The sequence below is a fragment of the Microcystis sp. M049S2 genome (genome assembly GCF_020245625.1).
In the GTDB taxonomy this organism is placed as follows: domain Bacteria; phylum Cyanobacteriota; class Cyanobacteriia; order Cyanobacteriales; family Microcystaceae; genus Microcystis; species Microcystis ichthyoblabe_A.
The window spans coordinates 32,250-51,642 of the sequence record NZ_JADBUN010000154.1; the positions used below are offsets into that span (position 1 = coordinate 32,250).

16 protein-coding genes are annotated in these 19,393 nt (G+C 42.0%); 8 read left to right on the forward strand and 8 right to left on the reverse strand.

What is annotated here, in order from left to right:
- The first annotated feature begins 287 nt into the window (after positions 1-287).
- The 3 genes from IM496_RS13480 to IM496_RS13490 are packed head-to-tail and all read left to right on the forward strand — an operon-like array spanning position 288 to position 6,306.
- The gene (locus tag IM496_RS13480; protein ID WP_194013760.1) at positions 288-3,410 is read left to right on the forward strand and encodes a DEAD/DEAH box helicase; all 3,123 of its coding nucleotides are present in this window, start codon (positions 288-290) and stop codon (positions 3,408-3,410) included.
- Between the two features lie 13 nt (positions 3,411-3,423).
- The gene (locus IM496_RS13485; protein WP_287662210.1) at positions 3,424-4,263 is read left to right on the forward strand and encodes an SWIM zinc finger family protein; all 840 of its coding nucleotides are present in this window, start codon (positions 3,424-3,426) and stop codon (positions 4,261-4,263) included.
- 21 nt (positions 4,264-4,284) lie between these two features.
- A complete protein-coding gene (locus IM496_RS13490; RefSeq protein WP_287662212.1) occupies positions 4,285-6,306 on the forward strand; it encodes a potassium channel family protein in 2,022 nt (673 codons plus the stop codon).
- Positions 6,307-6,315: 9 nt separating this feature from the next.
- On the opposite strand, the gene IM496_RS13495 is transcribed toward IM496_RS13490, so the two are convergent.
- Entirely contained in the window at positions 6,316-8,070 is a 1,755-nt protein-coding gene (locus IM496_RS13495) for an ATP-dependent nuclease (RefSeq protein WP_194013766.1), read from the reverse strand.
- A 241-nt stretch (positions 8,071-8,311) separates the two neighbouring features.
- Here IM496_RS13495 and groL point away from each other — a divergent pair, with 241 nt between their 5' ends.
- Together groL and IM496_RS13505 are read left to right on the forward strand one after the other, a co-directional pair.
- On the forward strand, positions 8,312-9,985 hold the full coding sequence (groL, locus tag IM496_RS13500) for a chaperonin GroEL (protein ID WP_016516009.1): 1,674 nt from the start codon (positions 8,312-8,314) through the stop codon (positions 9,983-9,985).
- A 191-nt stretch (positions 9,986-10,176) separates the two neighbouring features.
- Positions 10,177-12,066, forward strand: coding sequence for an ABC-F family ATP-binding cassette domain-containing protein (locus IM496_RS13505; protein ID WP_287662214.1), 1,890 nt, complete (start codon positions 10,177-10,179; stop codon positions 12,064-12,066).
- A gap of 29 nt (positions 12,067-12,095) precedes the next feature.
- Here the strand turns inward: IM496_RS13505 and IM496_RS13510 are convergent, their stop codons facing one another.
- The 3 genes from IM496_RS13510 to rpmF all read right to left on the reverse strand — a co-directional run bounded on the left by IM496_RS13510 (position 12,096) and on the right by rpmF (position 13,786).
- The gene (locus IM496_RS13510; protein ID WP_194013770.1) at positions 12,096-12,566 is read right to left on the reverse strand and encodes a hypothetical protein; all 471 of its coding nucleotides are present in this window, start codon (positions 12,564-12,566) and stop codon (positions 12,096-12,098) included.
- Positions 12,567-12,915: 349 nt separating this feature from the next.
- Positions 12,916-13,515 carry a sulfite oxidase-like oxidoreductase gene (locus IM496_RS13515; RefSeq protein WP_194013772.1) on the reverse strand — a complete coding sequence of 200 codons (600 nt, stop codon included), beginning with the start codon at positions 13,513-13,515 and terminating at the stop codon, positions 12,916-12,918.
- An 88-nt stretch (positions 13,516-13,603) separates the two neighbouring features.
- Positions 13,604-13,786 carry a 50S ribosomal protein L32 gene (gene rpmF, locus IM496_RS13520; RefSeq protein WP_002742494.1) on the reverse strand — a complete coding sequence of 61 codons (183 nt, stop codon included), beginning with the start codon at positions 13,784-13,786 and terminating at the stop codon, positions 13,604-13,606.
- 189 nt (positions 13,787-13,975) lie between these two features.
- On the opposite strand from rpmF, the gene acsF reads away from it, so the two are divergent.
- Both acsF and IM496_RS13530 read left to right on the forward strand, forming a co-directional pair.
- The gene (gene acsF / locus IM496_RS13525; protein ID WP_287662215.1) at positions 13,976-15,034 is read left to right on the forward strand and encodes a magnesium-protoporphyrin IX monomethyl ester (oxidative) cyclase; all 1,059 of its coding nucleotides are present in this window, start codon (positions 13,976-13,978) and stop codon (positions 15,032-15,034) included.
- A gap of 441 nt (positions 15,035-15,475) precedes the next feature.
- Complete coding sequence (locus IM496_RS13530) at positions 15,476-16,096, forward strand: neutral zinc metallopeptidase (protein WP_287662216.1); 621 nt, start codon at positions 15,476-15,478, stop codon at positions 16,094-16,096.
- A gap of 51 nt (positions 16,097-16,147) precedes the next feature.
- On the opposite strand, the gene IM496_RS13535 is transcribed toward IM496_RS13530, so the two are convergent.
- The gene (locus IM496_RS13535) at positions 16,148-16,318 is read right to left on the reverse strand and encodes a CAB/ELIP/HLIP family chlorophyll-binding protein (RefSeq protein ID WP_002742489.1); all 171 of its coding nucleotides are present in this window, start codon (positions 16,316-16,318) and stop codon (positions 16,148-16,150) included.
- Between the two features lie 88 nt (positions 16,319-16,406).
- Complete coding sequence (locus IM496_RS13540; protein WP_194017048.1) at positions 16,407-17,135, reverse strand: Bax inhibitor-1/YccA family protein; 729 nt, start codon at positions 17,133-17,135, stop codon at positions 16,407-16,409.
- Positions 17,136-17,788: 653 nt separating this feature from the next.
- On the opposite strand from IM496_RS13540, the gene IM496_RS13545 reads away from it, so the two are divergent.
- Entirely contained in the window at positions 17,789-17,911 is a 123-nt protein-coding gene (locus IM496_RS13545) for a hypothetical protein (protein WP_287662217.1), read from the forward strand.
- 115 nt (positions 17,912-18,026) lie between these two features.
- Here the strand turns inward: IM496_RS13545 and IM496_RS13550 are convergent, their stop codons facing one another.
- Positions 18,027-18,233: a helix-turn-helix domain-containing protein gene (locus tag IM496_RS13550; protein ID WP_287662218.1), complete on the reverse strand. Its 207-nt coding sequence runs from the start codon at positions 18,231-18,233 to the stop codon at positions 18,027-18,029.
- A gap of 257 nt (positions 18,234-18,490) precedes the next feature.
- Positions 18,491-19,366 (reverse strand): 3'(2'),5'-bisphosphate nucleotidase CysQ family protein, encoded by an 876-nt coding sequence (locus IM496_RS13555; RefSeq protein WP_287662219.1) that lies wholly within the window; start codon positions 19,364-19,366, stop codon positions 18,491-18,493.
- Positions 19,367-19,393: the final 27 nt, after the last annotated feature.

Here is a 19,393-nt window from a genome sequence, read left to right on the forward strand (position 1 = left end):
TTTTGATAGCAGTTATCTTAATGGTGAGGTACAAAGTTTTCGCTTTGGGGAGTCGGTCCTCGATGGCAAATTAGGTTACACTTCATCGGGGATGATCAGAAAGGCTGTATTAGTTATCAGATGTGAGTTTTCAGTTTGCTGATCATATTTTTCTCTTATCCAGAGGAATTCTGGGTTCGCAAAGGGATAAGAATAAGAAAGTGTGGAGAATCCTCCCATAATCGCTACAATTTTTCTAGAGGCTAAGTATTGCCCTCATTTAAGTTCTTTTGTACTCATTAAAAACCATGAAAATTCTTCACGGTACTTGGATTCCCCAATCAACGGATGAATTTATTCAGAAGGGTAGCTTTTATCTTTGGGGAGAAACTAGCACCCCGAAAAAGAGTCGCACCACTGCTGATAATTATCATCCTTTTCAGTTAAGCAAAGAAGAATTAACGAGCTTTCTCACTGGAGAATTAGGAATAGTTCAATCGAATTATAATCCTCTTAGTCGGCAATTTGTCCCCCGCTACTTTCTTTTACCTAGTCACGAGAATCAACCTTTACCCTCCTTAGAATTACTGCGTTATCTAGAAAAAGAACCCCCAGAAAATAGCCAATGGCAATCTTGGCAAATTGATTGTTATCCCCTTAATCCTGTACTTAAACTGCTCAATTATCTGCACTTTATCTGTCTTTACAACTCCTCAGAGATTCAGTTAGGTGCAGATCTACTTTTTTGGTATCACTACAGTCAAGCTTTTAAAGAAATAATTCTCAAAGATAACTATATTCCTGCCTTTAAATATCGAGAATTAACCACAAATAACAAGAAAACCGCTAACTTTGCCATCTACCCTCTTTGGGAAATTATATCAGCAACCTACGAAACCAATCTCGATCGCTATCTCGAATATCTTCCCCGCATTTGTCTTGCTGGTGCTGAAAATCCCCATGCTTCACCACAATTATACGATCCCAAAACCCTACTCCGGCACTTCTCCGAATGTCTCCTCAATGAATTTGTCACTAATACGGCAATTCCTGCCAGTTTTGAGAAAAAAATTAGCGAGACAATTATAGGTGATTGCTTCTCTGTGACTAAAGCTGCTGGATTTCTGCAAACTGCCGCTGCCTTAGAAAAATATCAACAGTGGCAAACTTGGAGACAGCAATTACTAGGAGACCAAAATATATCTAGTTTTAGCCTTGGTTTTAAACTAACGGAAGCGCCAGAAAATAATATTGAACAGTGGCAAATTACCTTTATCCTCATCTCTAAACAAGACCCCTCCCTGCGATTAGAATTAGACGAATATTGGTATGCAGTCCCCGAAATTAGAACAAGCATACAAGCGCATTTTGGTCAAGATTTAGATAAAAATATTTTACTAAGTTTGGGTTATGCTGCCCGTATTTATCCCCCTATTTGGCAAGGATTAGAAACGGATAAACCGACGGGATTTTATCTCAACCTTACAGAAGCTTTTACTTTCTTGAAAGAAACTGCTTGGATTTTAGAAGATGCGGGATATAAAGTGATTATTCCCGCTTGGTGGACTCCCCAAGGTCGTCAACGCGCCAAAGTTCGGCTAAAAACTACTTCTAAATCGGGCAAATCTACCCCCGTTAGTAAAGGGATTTTTAGCCTCGAAAACATTATTGAATATCAATATGAACTAGCCATCGGTGAAGAAACTATTAGTCAAGAGGAATGGCAACAATTAATTAACACAAAAACACCCTTAGTTAAATTTCGAGGTCAATGGGTAGAATTAGAACAAAATAAAATGCAGCAAATGCTGGATTTTTGGCAGAAATATCAGCAGGAAAATCCTGAGATAAATCTGATTGAATTAATGAAAAAAGCGGCCGAATCCCCAGAGGAGATTATTGTTGAAACCGATGAATTTTTGGGTTCTATGCTAGAGAAATTACAAAATCCTAGTCAACTAGAACCGATCGAAAATCCTCCCCAATTACAAGGAACGCTGCGGGAGTACCAAAAGCGCGGGGTTGCTTGGATTCAATACCTGGAAAAATTGGGGTTAAATGGTTGTCTTGCTGACGATATGGGATTAGGAAAAACCCTACAGGTAATTGCTAGATTGGTTGGGGAAAGAGAGGGAGATAATAAGGTTTTACCAACTCTGCTAGTCGCACCCACTTCTGTGGTGGGAAATTGGGCAAAAGAAATTGAAAAATTTGCCCCCCATCTTCAGGTTTTAATTCACCATGGTAGTAAGCGCTATCAAGATGAGAGCGAATTTCAGACAGTAGCTAGTCACAAGGATATCGTCATTACTTCTTTTACCTTAGTTCGCAAGGATTTGAAATTATTTAACTCGCAATCTTGGCAACGTTTGGTAATTGATGAAGCACAAAATATCAAAAATCCTAAATCGGCACAAACTAAAGCAATCTTGAGTTTATCTGCACAACATCGTCTCGCATTAACGGGAACTCCAGTAGAAAATAGACTGCTTGATTTATGGTCAATTTTTAACTTTCTTAACCCTGGTTATTTAGGTAAAGAAACTCAATTTCGTAAAGCTTTTGAAGTGCCAATCCAAAAACAAAATGATCGTCTCCAGTCCACGGTTCTCAAAAAATTAGTGGAACCTTTTATTCTGCGTCGGGTAAAAACCGATAAGCAGATAATTAAAGATTTGCCTGACAAAGTGGAAAACAAACAGTATTGTAATTTAACTAAAGAACAAGCTTCTCTCTACGAAGTTGTTATCAAAGAAGTGGAAAAACAATTAGAAGAAGCGGAGGGAATAAAACGCAAAGGATTAATTTTATCTACCCTGATGCGCTTGAAACAAATTTGTAATCATCCCCGTCAATTTTTACAGGATAACAGCGCTTTTATCCCTGAGCGATCGCATAAGTTAGAGCGTTTGGGAGAAATGCTAGAAGAAGTAATTTTAGAGGGAGATAGTCTGCTAATTTTCACTCAATTTACTGAAATTGGTGACTCTTTACAAAAGTATCTCAAACAAACTTTTCGCTATAATACTTATTATCTTCACGGGGGGACTTCTCAACCAAAACGAGAACAAATGATCGAAGAATTTCAACATCCCGAAACAGAACCTTCTGTGTTTATTTTATCCCTAAAAGCTGGGGGAGTGGGGATTAATTTAACCAAAGCAAATCATGTTTTTCATTTCGATCGTTGGTGGAATCCTGCGGTGGAAAATCAAGCAACTGATCGCGCTTTTAGAATTGGTCAACAAAAAAATGTTTTCGTGCATAAATTTGTCACTTTGGGAACCTTAGAGGAAAGAATTGATGAAATGATCGAGGAAAAGAAAAAGGTAGCTAATGCTATTGTTAGTAATGATGAATCCTGGTTAACGGAATTAGATAACGAAAGTTTTCGTCAGTTAATCGCATTGAATAAACAGACAATTATTTAATCGAGGTAAACCTATGAATAAATTTAGTAAAACTTGGTGGGGACAACGCTTTATAGAAGCATTAGAGGAATTTACCGACTCAGCGCGTTTGAGTCGAGGACGTTCCTACGCCAAAAATGATAAAGTCAAGAATTATACAATTGATGGTAATTTAATTACTGCTCAGGTGCGAGGTTCCATTAATCCCTACTTTGGAGTTTACAAAGAACCTTTGTATAGCGTGAGTATCGAGATTAAACCAATTACTAAAGCAGAGTGGTCACAAGCTTTATACAATCTTGGTTCAAGAGCGAGTATGATCTCTAAACTGCTGCTGAAAGAAGTTCCCGATAATATTGATGAAGCATTTAGCGATCTGAATCTGCACTTATTGCCCCACAGTCAAAAGGATTTTATCACCAATTGTTCCTGTCCCGATTGGGAAAATCCCTGTAAACATATTGCTGGAGTTTATTACCTCGTTGCTTCCCAATTAGATCAGGATCCTTTCCTCTTATTTGAATTACGGGGTATCTCTCGTCAAAAATTACTGCAAGAGTTAGCAAAAACTCCCCTCGGTAAGCTGCTTTCCTCCTCTATCCAAGAGGAAGAAATTCCTCTTAACCCTGTCACTTCCTATCACACTAAACCCGAAACTATACCAGCATCACAAACAATTGATCTCAAAGAATTTTGGCACTCCCATCACCGTTTACCAGAAAATCCTCAGTTAGTTAAATCCGCAACTATTCCTGCAATTGTCATTAAAAAAGCTGGTGATTATCCGGCATTTTGGGATAAGGATACCTCCTTTATCGAGGTAATGGAAGAAATGTATCAACGGGTACGCAATAAAAATGCAGGTATGTTATAATTTTTAAGACAAGCAGAATCTATGAACCAAGAATCTCTCAGCTTTGTCCATGGGAATGTCAAGTTAGCCGATCGCTTTTTAGTGTGTGGATTGGGTAGTCTCGGACAACACTGCGTCAAGTCTTTAAAAGAGTTTGGGGTTAGCGTCGTCGGTATCGAACTAATACAGCCTCCCAGTTGGGAAATTAATGATTTTCCCGATTTATTAGAGGAAATAATTATCGGTGATTGTCGTCAAAAAAACATTTTAGCAAGAGCGGGAATCGATCGCTGTCGGGCTGCTTTAATTGTCACCAGTGATGAGCGAATTAATGCCACTACTGCCCTAATTATTCGGCAATTAAATCCCCTTACCCGCTTAGTGGTGCGTTCTTCTAAAGATAATCTCAATCAGCTACTCAAGGAACGTTTAGGCAATTTTATCGCCTATGAACCCACCCAACTACCCGCCAATGCCTTTGCTTTAGCCACATTAGGCACGGAAACCCTCGGTTTTTTGCATCTAGACGGTCAGAAATTGCGGATTATCCAGAGACAAATTAGCCCCGAAGATGGTTTACTCGATCGCTTTTTAGGTGATTTAAATACCCCCACCCGTCGTCTGTTAGCACACACAGCCCCCGATGAACCTTTAAGGGCCGGATTTTATCAATGGTCCCCCACCACTACTATCCGGGCCGGTGATACCATTACCACTATAGAGACTACCTATCAAAACATCGATTCTACCCGCCAGAAACCGTCAAATTATCGCCAGAAGTTGCGGTATTTTTGGCAAAAATTGCTCAAAGAAATCCAACAATTCTGGCAATTGAGTTTTCAGCAGCAAATTCACCGGGTGGCTTTCATGTCAGTATTTATCATTATCCTGCTGGTAATGATCGGGACTTTTCTTTTCCATCTCTACGCTCCGAGAGCTTCCTTTATTTCCTCTCTTTCAGGAACAGCGATTCTTTTATTAGGTGGTTACGGCGATGTTTTCGGTGGCTCTAACCCCGAAGATTTAAATGCAATTCCCTGGTGGATGCAGCTATTTAGTCTCTTTTTAACCTTAGCTGGAACCGCTTTTATCGGGGTTCTCTATGCCCTTTTGACAGAAACTTTATTATCATCAAAATTTCAATTTATCCCTAACCGTCCCCCAGTTCCCCAACAGAATCATATCGTTATTGTTGGCTTGGGTCGAGTCGGCAAAGAAGTGGCTAATTTATTACTAGAAATGCAACAGGCGATCGTTGGGGTCAGCTTAAATAGGGATTTTGATGCGACTATCCTGCCAAAAATGCCCCTGATGACGGGAAATATCGAAGAATCTTTAAAAAATGTCAATTTAGATAGGGCTAAAAGTATAGCGATTGTTACCGATGACGAAATCCTCAATTTAGAAGTGGCCCTAACCACCCGCAAACTCAACCCCCAAAGCTACTTAGTCATCCGCACCACCGACGACAACCTTAGTCAACAATTAAGTCAAATTCTGCCCCGCTCTCACATTTTAGGAACCAACACCGTAGCGGCAGAAGCCTTTACGGGAGCGGCTTTCGGAGAAAATATTATCTATCTGTTCCGTTGGGCGCAAAAAACGATTCTGGTGACAGAATACGAGATCGAAGCTGGGGATACTCTCAATGGTAGCTCGATCGGGGATATTGCCTACGGTTATCGAGTCGTGCCGATCCTACACCAACGAGAACGGCAAGCCCCGAAATTAATGCCCGAAGATTATCTCAATTTACGCATCGGCGATCGCATTGTGGTGCTGGCCACCATCAACGGACTGCGACGGGTGGAACAGGGTCGTCGCACTCCCAAAACTTGGCGCGTGCGGGTGGAAAAAGCCTTTAACCGCAATATTGCCGCGGAAGCGCCCACCGTGATCAGTCGTTTTTCTAATTGTCCCCTGAAAACCGCCAGCGATCTCATGGAAAATTTGCCAGCGACTCTCGGCGCTCCCCTCTACGAACAGCAGGCGATTCGATTAGTTTCCGAGTTAAAAAAAATTCAAGTTCAAGCATTGGCCATTCCAATTACAGGTCAAAAATAACAATTTTGCTTAACTCAGAAGTTGATCCAACTTAGCGAAGAATTGATGAACATCTTCATGAATTTCATCAGATTTCATGTTAGTGGCGACGATTTCGCGGGTCAATTCTAAAGATGGAACAGATTCTAAAACAGGTTGACAAGATTTAAGCCTTTGAAAAAGAGAGTCCTTATTTTCAAACAATAGCTTTTTCCCATCCACAACTTGAAAAATATTTGCCTTGACATCTCTCCAAGATTGATTTCGAGGCAGGGTAAGATTTTCGTTATCAAAAAACTCCCTAATTATTTTTTGAACTGGAGAGAAAAAAATATCTTGGTCGTTAAAACCGCCGGTTTGTTGAGCTGCTCTAATCCAAGCATCGGGAACTAATAAATAATTCTCAATATTTTTTCGTCGCCATTCATATAATGATTGCTTCGGATCATTTGCTTCTGGGTGGAAGGCCTGATCGTCATCATCATAATCAAACAATACCAACCTTTTCGCCGATGGAATTATTTGTTTAATCCCGTTAAAATGACGATCAGAATCTTCTTTCATTTTCTTCTTATTGCCGCCTCCCATAACCCGACAACAAACCTGATTCAATTTATCCTGCCTTCCTAAAGAAGTGGCAAAACCTCGTAAAAGACGCTCATCTGTTTCTCCTTCAACATACAAAATAACGGGATAATTAAATTCCGAAAGCTGTGTTATCTCTAAGTTAGAAACATCGGCCATCGCTGTTAAAATCGCTGGTGTAGCTTCCACTCTTTTAGGAATTCTATCAAGTAATGAGATAATTTGCCGAACGTCAACTCCTCTAATAAACTCTTCTGCGTGGGTGGCAATAAGAAATTGAGTATTTCTCTCGATCGCCTTTTGATTCTTAAAATAATCTAGAATCTCTCTTTGCAAGTTAACATGAAGATGAGCATCGGGTTCATCCAGTAAGATAGTAGTAGGTTTATAACCATAAAAAAATGCCAACAAGGTTAAAGTTTGATGGAAACCGCTGCCAGCAGATATAATGTCATAGGATTTGCCCCCCTGTTTATATTCGCAGATTATTTGGGTGTCCACTCCTCGTTCGTATTGAGGGTCTTTTAAATCAACGTTAAACCATTTTTTGACAACCTTTTGAATTTCACTCCAATCCTCTCGATTTTCTTGCCAAACTCGCAGCAGTAAATTTCTTAATATACTTCCGGGCTGCGCTTTTCCCACTTGTTTTCGCAGCGGTCCGTCATCACGCCATTCTTCATTGGGTTCTAATCCCGAAAAAGGCGGAACGTAAGCAATAATAGGTAAAAGAGAAGGGGAGTGATTTGACTCTCCTTCTAGTTTTCGGAAATGTTCCCATCCTTCCGAAGGAATTGCGTAGATAGTTTGAGGAGAACTATATCGTAGTCTAACCCCCAAAGAGCATGGTTCTGGCCCAGAAGATTCCGCTATCCAAGTAACATCAATTTCAATGAGAATAAACTCTTGCTTTTTGGAACCATCTACTTTTGGATAGTGGCGCTCGGTCTTCTCTCGCCACAAAAGATTAAATTCTGGAACGGGAAGGGCTGTAAAGTTGGGAAGGACAACTTGTTTGCCGGTCGTTCCGCTCCGTTTCGCCCGCCGGAACTCCTCAATACAGAACTGCCAGATCGCTAAAGCCTGTAAAATGGTGCTTTTACCACTGTTATTCCGTCCAACTAAGAGATCGAAGAGAGCAAACTCGTAGGTTTGTTCCTTGATACTCTTGAAATTTCTCAGGGTTAGCTTGGTTATCATCGATCTGGTTAGGCTGTCGGCATCTTCATCTTAAATTATGCAAGTTAACATCGCTCACTTTCCCAGACCCCATTTTTAAGGACAAAAATAGATCGGGACTAACTCATCTCTCCAGCTAGGGCAACGAAAACGATCGCGCTTGTCGGTGCAGGGATCGGAGGGGAGTCGATCGCCTAGATTAGCACTCAAGCCCTAAGAGTGCTAAATTAACTATAAGGAGTCCTATTACAACAGCGATACCATGTCCAAAATCATTGCCTTCAAAGATGAATCCCGTCGCGCCCTAGAAAGAGGTGTCAACGCCTTGGCCGATGCGGTAAAAATCACCCTCGGTCCGAAAGGACGCAATGTCTTGTTAGAAAAGAAATACGGCGCCCCCCAGATCGTTAATGACGGCATCACCGTCGCCAAAGAAATCGAATTGTCCGATCCCCTCGAAAACACCGGGGCGAGATTAATTCAGGAAGTAGCGGCAAAAACCAAAGATTTAGCGGGAGATGGCACCACCACCGCCACCATCATCGCCCAGGCTTTAATTAAAGAAGGTCTGAAAAACGTTACCGCCGGGGCCAATCCCGTCGCTTTAAGACGCGGACTAGACAAAACCATCGCCTATCTGGTCGAAGAAATCGCCGCCGTCGCTAAACCGATCGCTGGAGATGCGATCGCTCAAGTGGCCACCGTTTCTTCCGGCAACGACGAAGAAGTGGGAAAAATGATCGCCGCCGCCATGGAAAAAGTCACCACCGATGGCGTAATCACCGTGGAAGAATCGAAATCCCTAACCACCGAATTAGAAGTAGTGGAAGGGATGCAGATTGATCGCGGTTATATCTCTCCCTATTTCATCACCGATCAGGAAAGACAGATCGTCGAGTACGACAACCCCCTGATCCTGATTACCGATAAAAAAATCAGTGCGATCGCTGAATTAGTCCCCGTCCTCGAAGCCGTTGCCCGTCAAGGTCGTCCCCTATTAATTATCGCCGAAGATGTGGACGGCGAAGCCTTAGCCACTCTAGTGGTCAACAAGGCCCGGGGAGTCTTAAATGTCGTCGCTATCAAAGCCCCCAGTTTTGGGGAACGTCGCAAGGCGGTTTTACAAGATATCGCCATCCTCACCGGCGGTCGTCTGATTTCCGAAGAAGTGGGCTTAAGTCTTGACACCGTTAGCCTCGATCTGCTAGGGCAAGCGGCAAAAATCACCCTAGAAAAAGACAATACAATTATTGTCGCCTCCGGGGACAGCCGCAATAAGGCCGATGTGCAGAAACGTCTCGCCCAACTGAAAAAACAGTTAGAAGAAACCGATTCCGAATTCGATAAGGAAAAATTACAGGAACGCATCGCTAAATTAGCCGGCGGTGTGGCCGTCATTAAGGTCGGGGCAGCCACAGAAACCGAACTCAAGGATCGCAAACTCCGCATCGAAGATGCCCTCAATGCCACCAAAGCCGCCGTGGAAGAAGGTATCGTCCCGGGCGGTGGTACAACCTTGATTCATCTGGCTTCTAAGGTGAAGGCTTTCAAAGCTTCTTTGACTAACGATGAGGAAAAAGTCGCCGCCGATATCGTCGCCAAAGCCCTAGAAGCACCCCTGCGTCAGTTAGCTAATAACGCCGGTGTGGAAGGGGATGTGATCGTGGAAGGTGTGCGCGAGACCGCTTTTAGCGTCGGTTACAATGTCCTCACCGGCAAGTACGAAGACTTAATCGCCGCCGGAATTATCGATCCGGCTAAAGTGGTACGGTCAGCCGTTCAAAACGCCGCTTCTATCGCCGGTATGGTCCTAACGACCGAAGCCCTCGTGGTCGAAAAACCCGTTAAAGAAGCCGCAGCCCCTGATATGGGCGGCATGGGCGGCATGGGCGGCATGGGTGGCATGGGCGGCATGGGCGGCATGGGCATGATGTAATTCCTGATGCCGTCTGGCCCTTGAAAATAATCTCATTCCATTGAGCCAATCTGTCCCTTTTCTGGTTATCGTCGGCATTAGGGACAGGTTTTTTTTTCCTCGGGAAAAACTTTTTCAGCAGAACCTACTTAATCTATCCTTTGCATTAGTCCAGACACTACACTAGAAAAGAAGGATTATTCCCAGAAATCATGACACTGCTGACGGTTCGATCGCTCAAAAAAGACTTCGGTATCAAGGAAATTCTCAAAGATGCCAGTTTTAGCCTCGATGATCGCGATAAAGTCGGCCTGATCGGTACGAATGGATCGGGAAAATCGACCCTATTGAAAATGATCGCCGGATTAGAATCGATCGATGGTGGCGAAATTCAAATCAATTCTGGGATGAAAATCGTCTATTTACCCCAGCAACCCGATCTAGACGACGATAAAACGGTTTTAGAGCAGGTTTTCGCCGATAGTGGCGAAAGCATGACTTTAATTAAGGAATACGAGGAATTGTCCGATCGCCTTGTCCATGAGCCAGAAAATCTGGATACTATTATGGAACGTTTGTCAAGGGTTTCGCAACAAATTGATAAACTTGCCGCCTGGGATTTAGAAACCAATGCTAAAGTTATTTTAAGTAAACTGGGCATCGATAATTTTAATGCTCGCGTGGGAGATTTATCGGGGGGATATCGCAAAAGAATCGCCATCGCTACCGCACTTTTAGCCGATCCTGACTGTTTATTGATGGATGAACCCACCAACCATTTAGACGCGCTTTCCGTGGAGTGGTTACAGAGTTATTTGTCCCGTTTTCGGGGAGGATTATTATTAATTACTCACGATCGCTATTTTCTCGATCGAGTGACTAATCGCATCATTGAAATCGATCGGGGAGATTTATCTACTTATTCCGGTAATTATGCCTATTATCTAGAAAAAAAAGCCTTAGCGGAAGAATCGATCGCCAGTAGTCAACGCAAACACGCGGGAGTTTTGCGACGGGAATTAGAATGGTTATCCCGGGGACCAAAAGCGCGCAGTACCAAACAAAAAGCGCGGATCGATCGCATTCAGGCAATGGGTAATAAGGAATTTAAACAGGTGGAGGGAAAAGTCGATATTGCCACCGCAGGAAGACGCATCGGCAAAAAAGTTATCGAAGTAGAAAAGATATCGAAAGCTTACGGCGATCATACTTTAATTAAAGATTTTACCTATATTTTTACCCCCGAAGATCGCATCGGTATTATTGGCAGTAACGGGGTAGGAAAATCTACTCTCATGGATATTATTACCGGGAAAACTCTCCCCGATTCAGGCACGGTTGACATCGGTTCCACTATTCATATTGGTTACTTCGATCAACAATCCGATGATCTCAATATTAACGAAAATCAAAGAGTAATCGAATATCTGAAAAGTGTGGCCGAATTAGTCAAAACCCTAGACGGCAGCGTGATTACCGCTTCCCAGATGTTAGAAAAATTTCTCTTTCCTCCCGATCAACAGTATGCACCAATTTATAAACTTTCTGGAGGGGAAAGAAGACGCTTATTTTTACTACGAGTTTTGATGAGTGCGCCTAATGTTTTAATCTTAGATGAACCCACCAATGATCTCGATGTGCAGACTTTAGCAATTTTGGAAGAATATTTAGAGGACTTTAACGGTTGTGTGATTGTCGTTTCCCATGATCGCTATTTTCTCGATCGAGTAGTTGATACTATTTTTTCCTTTGAAACCGGGGGTAATATCCGTCAATATCCGGGTAATTATTCCCTTTATCTCGATCAGAAAAAAGAGGAGGAGGAACCAAAAGAAAAAAAAGTCACCCCAAAAACTGTTAAAGCTTCTCCGTCACCCGTCAATAAGAAAATCTCTTTTAAAGAGAAAAAAGAATACGAAGATATCGAAAAACAAATACCAATTTTAGAAGCAAAAAAAGCTGAAATTGAACAGGTACTTTATGGAGAACCCCTAGAAGATTTTACCAAAATAACCGCTCTGACCGAAGAATTAGCTCAATTGAGTCAAAAAATTGATAATTTAACCGATCGCTGGTTAGAATTAGCGGAAAAATTAGGCTAGGATAATCCCTATTTTCCCGATCAATTTAGTCAAAACTGAGTGATAATTTCTGGTGAATCATCCTCATCCATGATCAGATCTACCGACTCCACCCGCAAGAGTGCCAAATTATCGTTAACCACCCCTTGAAGATAGATTTCCCCCATCCCTTCACCCCCAAGATCGATCGAGCCAAAAACTTGACCGGTTTTGGTATTAAAATTAAACTGAAAATAATTAGCCGAGGAAATTCCCTCGCTGACATTATCGTATTTAGCGATCTCCTGACCACTGTTATCATAAAAAGATACCCGAAAATCTTCTAAAACTTGCATCTTTCCCGAACCTTTTTCCGAAAAGATAGTCGGGGCCGTTTTTTCATCATAACTAAAAGAACCTTTAGCTGTATAACCCTGATTTCCCAACCATTGAAAATCGATCGTCACCGCTAAAACCCCTTGGCTATTCATGTTAGCAACTAAAAGCCAAGCTAATAGTAAAGTCAATATCATCTTTTTCATTAGTCGGTTATTTGGCTCTCTTATTCTTTGTATGATAAGTTTAACTTATATAGTAGCGATCGGTCTTTGTGTCCTCTGTGTCTGGAGTGGTTCATTACACTCACTTGCTCGTAAGACTGTATCTTAGAATACATTTTACCCACCAAACCTAAGAGAGCCATTATTTCAGTTATCAGTGATCAATGACTACAACCAGTCTTCCGGGGAATTTCTATGAGGTACTCTGTCTGTCCCTATAAACCTTAAGAAAACTTCAATTACATGGGTACAAGAAAAGGAAACCCAAATGCTCTTTTGTGGGGGGGTAACTTCCGTTTGCTGATATTACCCGATTTTAAGACAAAAATCGTCAAAAACCGCCATAACGTTCCTCTAACCAGGGATCACCTCGTCTATGGTAGCCATTAAGTTCCCAGAAACCCAGTTGCTCTCGATCGAGAAATTCTAAGCCATTAATCCATTTAGAACTTTTCCAAGCGTAGAGATGGGGGACAACTAAACGCAGCGGACCACCGTGGTCGGGGGTTAAAGGTTGACCAAACAGTTGAAAAGCGAAAAAATTATCCTCGTGCAGGAATTCCTCTAGGGTGAGGTTAGTGGTATAACCACCATAACAGTGTTGCATGACGTGGGTAGCCTCCGGCAACAGGTCAATTAAGGCCATAAAATCCGATACCTTAATTCCCGTCCAAGTCACATCTAATTTTGACCAACGGGTGACACAGTGAAAATCCTTAGTAAATTCCCACTGCGGTAGGGCCATAAAATCCGACCAGTTAAAAATTTTAGTCGCGGCCACCTTTCCCCAAACCTTGAATAACCATTCCTCGGTCTTGATTTGGGGAGTATCTCCGTAGGTAAGCACAGGAAAACCACTAGCGAGATATTGGCCCGGAGGAACTCGGTCTTGATCGGGAGATTCTGGTTTTTTAAAGAATTTGCCTAACATTAGTTGAGACTCACAACGAAAACCCTAAACAAATCTTAAAATATTAGGGAGCGAAAAGGTTTTCTCTACCTCACTCCCCACCATCAAGTTATTCCTCGTCTTCCCCTTCTTCTTCCTCTTTAGTGGGATAGACAAAGCTGTTAGAACGACCAGAAAGAACAGATTTACCCAAAGATAAGGCTTTTTGCGCTTCCCGAGCTGCTTGCTTTCTCCAGTGCGCTCTCCGTTGGTCGCGCTTGGCATTTGAGGTTTTCTTCTTGGGACAAGCCATAGTATTTTAACGATAGTTATAGACTCACAACCTTTCTATTCTACTCCCTATTTCCCTAATCGGCTCGCCAACTTGTCTGATTCCCCTACTCACTACTGCCTAAAATATTGATAAAACTTAATAATTATCATTGGCTTACCTATTTATGTTTAAAATCCTATATAGCTATGTAGTCAAGTAATTTCCATCATGGTCACTACCGTCGAACCTCCCTCCCAGAAAAAAGCTGTTCTGCGCGAAACTATCCTCACCCCTCGTTTTTATACCACCGATTTTGAGGCTGCCGCTAATTTTGACCTTTCTTTGCAAGAAACCGAAATCAAAGCGATGTTAGAGGAGATGCGGACCGATTACAACCGGCATCACTTTGAACGTCAGCAAGAATTTGAGAATTATCAAGACAATCTCGATGAAAAAACGAGAAATGCCTTTATAGATTACCTAGAACGCTCCTGTATCTCCGAATTTTCTGGCTTTTTGTTATTTAAGGAACTGTCACGACAACTAAAAAGCCGTAATCCCTTGTTAGGAGAGATATTTCATCTTATGGCTAGAGATGAGGCGCGCCATGCAGGATTTCTCAATAAAGCCATGGCTGACTTTAATATTTCCCTCGATCTAGCCAAAATTACCAAAACCCGTACCTACACCTTTTTCCCCCTTGAATGGGTGTTATATACGGTCTATCTCTCCGAAAAAATCGGTTATTGGCGTTATATCCTCATTTATCGTCATTTAGAAGAACATCCAGAGTATAAATTTAATCCTCTTTTTAATTACTTCGAGAGTTGGTGTCAGGACGAAAATCGCCACGGAGATATCTTTAAAACCTTACTGCGAGCTAAACCACAATTGTGGAATAATTGGCGATCGAGATTATGGAGTCGTTTTTTCCTGCTTTCTGTCTTTGCTACCCATAGTTTAACTGTACGCGAACGCTCAGACTTTTATGATGCTTTGGGAATGGATGCGATCGCTTTTGATCAAGAGGTAATTCGTCAGACTAATAATACCTCCGCTCGCGCTTTTCCCACCATTTTAAATGTGGACCATACCCAATTTTTTCCCCGTTTAAACCGTTGTGCCGAACGTAATTTACAATTAAAAGCGATCGATGAAAGTAGCTCTCCTCAATGGCTAAAAACAATGCGTAAGTTACCCTTACAGCTAGGTATCGTCGGGGATCTGTTGCGATTGTATCTAATTAAACCCATAGATGCAGAGGCCACCAGAGAAATGGTACTTTAATCAGTTATCAGTTATCAGTTATCAGTTATCAGTTATCAGTTATCAGTTATCAGTTATCAGTTCACAGCAAAAAACTCCCCAATTTCCAATTCATAATTCATAATTCCCACACCCCACACCCTACACCCTACACCCCACACCCTACACCCTACACCCCACACCCCACACCCTACACCCCACACCCCACACCCCACACCCCACACCCTACACCCCACACCCCACACCCTACCCCCACGAAAAACTTTTTCAGCAGACCCTAAGTAGTCGTGCCAAATTAATTTCCTCAACCTTGACGAGAAATTCTGTAAACTTCGATCAAAAGCTGCGTAAATTCTGTATTTTCTCTGGAAGTGTTAGATATAGCCTTTAGAATTGTGATCATAGCGCTAGGCTAATTCAGATCAATTAAACTTTTTCCTCACTCCCGACTTTGTTAGTATCATGAAACCTAACTCTGGCCGTAAACGTTTATTATCCCTGATATCTGCCGTTTCTTGTAGTTCCCTGTTGATTTTATCCCCTCTAGCCCAGAGAGCGCAAGCAGACGATATTACGGATGCCCTAGAAGCGGTAATTGAATATACGGCTCAATTACACCAGATCAATTTTAAGTATTTGTTAAGTGATGGCCCGATAACCACTCCCTGCGGTGTAATTTCCCTAGCGGCTTTCTGCACTGTAGATAATACAGTTTACGTCAATCTCCAGCAAGTCACTCGCATTAGTGATAATCCCCTATTTCCCCTTTACGCCGTCGCTCACGAGGCTGCTCACGCTGTTCAGTGGAATCGGGGTATCGGTGGCATCGATGAAGGCGGAATGAGCATCGGCATTGAATTACAGGCCGATTGTCTAGCGGGAGATACCCTTTCTTGGTTATTTACCGAAGCAAGAAGTTTATCCAAACAGGATTATATAATAGCAGGAAAACTTCTAGCGGAAGCGGCCTCGGAAGTGGGCGATTTTGAAGCTCCCAATAGCTCCCACGGCACACCACAACAGCGAGGTGATTCGGTCTTACAAGGATTCTACGGGGAAAATCATCAAGCTTGTATGCGTTAACTAGCATTCAAGGCTCTATTTCCCCTAGAATGCCTTAAAAAGTTTAAAAAACTACTGTAACCCTAACCAAGATAGCAGACCTTGGCCAGTGAGATACTCGATCAACAGGGTGATCACAAAACCAATCATAGCGGCTCTACCGTTGAGGCGCTCGGCATAGTCATTAAAACCAAATTTGGGGTCTTCTAATTTGGGGGTTTGAGTCGGTTGTGGTTCAGTCATGATCTTTACAGGCCGTTTACATTTCTTTACTATTCTAGCGGAGTTAGAAGTTAGGTTGTAACTAATTTCTAACTCCTCTCTATTTGCCCTAATCTCGACCGTTAAGAGCGATTAAAAGGCGCAGAATAAAGATAAATAGGTTGATATAGGTCAAATACATCGATAAAGCAGCACTGAGATACTGCTCATCTCTGTAGGTACGGGGCAAGATGTAAAAGTCCACCACTGCCGAGCCAGCAAACAGGAAAACCCCGATGCCAGAAATAGCGATTTCTAACCAGGTGGGAGTACCGCCACCAAAGATAGAGAAAATTAGCTGACCAATGAGAACAATAAAAAGAGCGAGAATACCGATGCTCACGGTTTGAGTCAGCGCCAAACCATCTTTTTCCGACAGATTCGAGCCGATATTCCGTCCCAACACAAAAGCGATGCCGCAACCGAGGGCAGCAATTGCCACTCCTCGCAAACCGACACCGGAAGTACCTAGGGCCACATAGACGATTCCACTGAGAGTATAGCCAGAAAGAAGACTATAGAGAGTCAGCAGGGGCAGAGCAGTGCTTTTATTGCCGCTTTCCGCAGTACTACGCGCGACGAAAAATAAAATAATCTCAGCAATCAGAGCGACAAAGAAAGTCGGGAAGAAAATCTGGGGATAGGATTGGATCACACCTAAACCGCCATAGGTTCCCACCGCAGTCAAAATTAGACCGCCACCGAGATAGGGCAGGGCCTTGGGGATAACATTAGGGCCGATAAGTGCTTGGCTTTTAGCCTCGCGTAAAGCTTGGCGAAAATTACTGGTATTACTCATGGTGACTAGGTTCGAGATACTTGTCTCAATCAATCTTGTTAAACAGAAACTATTCTTGATTAGTTCGTCAAGAATGGCGAATCGGAGGGAAGAAAAAAAGATAAATTTTTCCCCCGGCATCGATTCCCTCTTGATTGTAACGAAAAGACTAGGAATCGAGCTAAGTAGGTAGGTATTAAAAATTGTCAGATACCCTCCTTATCAAGCTATCCATTAGACCTCGACCTAATATTATCTCAAGACCAAAAGTCTTTCTAGTCAAGGAATATACCCGAATAAAAATTATTTTAATTGCCTCATATTTTTTCAGTAAAATTGAATTAGCAACGACAGATATACATTTCAGCTATCGAACTGCTTAATTAGTACATAGGCTAAAAGCAAGCTGTGACTGGGTTATAATTTTTGGAGATGTTTATTAGTCGGATATTTCTTAACAAAAAGAGAAGAAACTTAAAAAAAAGGAAACGATTGATAGGTATAGTTTTGGCTCTTCCGAACTTGTCATGTAAAATTAAAGAAAAAACAGACAATTATTGCTGACCAATAAAACAATAATTTATCTTTAAAAGCTGACTATGCTTGCAATACAGCAATTTATTGTTTAAAATATAGACAGCCAAGACAAGCAATTTTAGACACAAGCTATACTTATGCCATCAAATCCACAATTAAAGTTAATGACCGAGCTACTTAACCTAGAAGGAGTTGTCGTTACCAATTATCAAATTATTACCGATATAGGAATTGTTGGCTCTACCGAACCTGTCATGTAAAACTATCAACAAGTTGTGCTTGTAAAGCTTGTATACTAAGGCTTTGAGTTTTTGTTAGATTGATATTTATCAACTTTACAGCATTGCTGGGCAGAGAGGGAGCTTGAGGAATTTTCTACAGTGTAAGTTCGGAAGAACCTACTTTCCTAACAATTCTATACGCCGTTGATTCGTTAACACCCCAACTATTTCCCAGATGAAAATAGGTGCGATATTCTCGCCAATACTCTAATGCCATTAGTAGTTGGTCTTCCGTACTCAATTTGCTCGGTCTGCCAGTCTTTTTTTGCCAAACTTTTTCTGTCTTTAGGACTGTTACCATATCTTTAAATGTCTCTGGATACACGACCCACAAGCGTTTGAACTCTGTTGACTTTAAAGTTTTTACTTGTTCGTAAGTCATCTTTCACTCTTAACTCTTGGACTATTTTATCTTATTTTGTCTAGACTTATGCAAGAGATCTATTTAAGAGTCACTCCACTTGCAGGAGTGCCTCTCCTGATGTGTAGCTTATGCTCAACGGATTTAGTATGATTGACGAATTTGCGTTATTTCAGTTTCTATTTTCCAGTCAGAAATTAGACAGTGGCATCAATTTGGGCGAGGATTGCCGTGGACAACTGACAAAGTTGTTGATGACAAGGACCATTACTGGCCATGATCCCCCCCCATTGCCGCACATCGCCGCGATTATAGCGCACGGGTTGACCGTCAAAATAGGAGAATTTGCCGCCGGCTTCCGTTAAAATCAACTCTGGGGCGGCAAAATCCCAGTCTTTAGCCGCCGATTTCCCCGATAGGGAGATATAAACATCGGATTTTTGTTCGAGGATCGTGGCAATTTTACAGCCCACACTACCCACATAATTTTTACCTAAGAAGGGTATTTGACTTAATAAATTATCAAAACGTTGGTCGCGATGGGTACGACTAACTACCAGATAGAGATCGGTAATTTTATCTTTATTGGCAACTTTTACCTGTGTAATATTTCCGTCGCTAGTTTCTAGAAAAGTACCTTTTCCTTTTTGGGCAAAATAGAGTTTTTCTTGATCCGGTAAGGCAACCACGGCGATGATCGGTCTTCCTTGATAACATAAGGCGATATGTAGGGCATATTCTCCCGTTTTGTCGATAAAATCGCGGGTTCCGTCCAAAGGATCGATAATCCATACCCAATCTTTCGGGATAGCTTCATTACCCTGATGGGTTTCCTCGCTTAGATAACCAAAGTCGATATCAGAAAAATTTGTTTGTAATTCCCCTAAAATATAATGATTTGCCGCTAAATCCGCCGCCGTCACTGGTCCGCCTTTTTTCTTCTCGTTGACGGCTAAATCCTGTTCACCCCGGTGGTAGGATTGGAGGATTTTAGCACCACCCCAACCGACGGCACGAGTCACGGCTAAAATGCGATCGAGTGTTTCGGTATCTTGACAGGTTAAATTAATCATAAAATAGCCTCAGTTTTTCAGACTTAT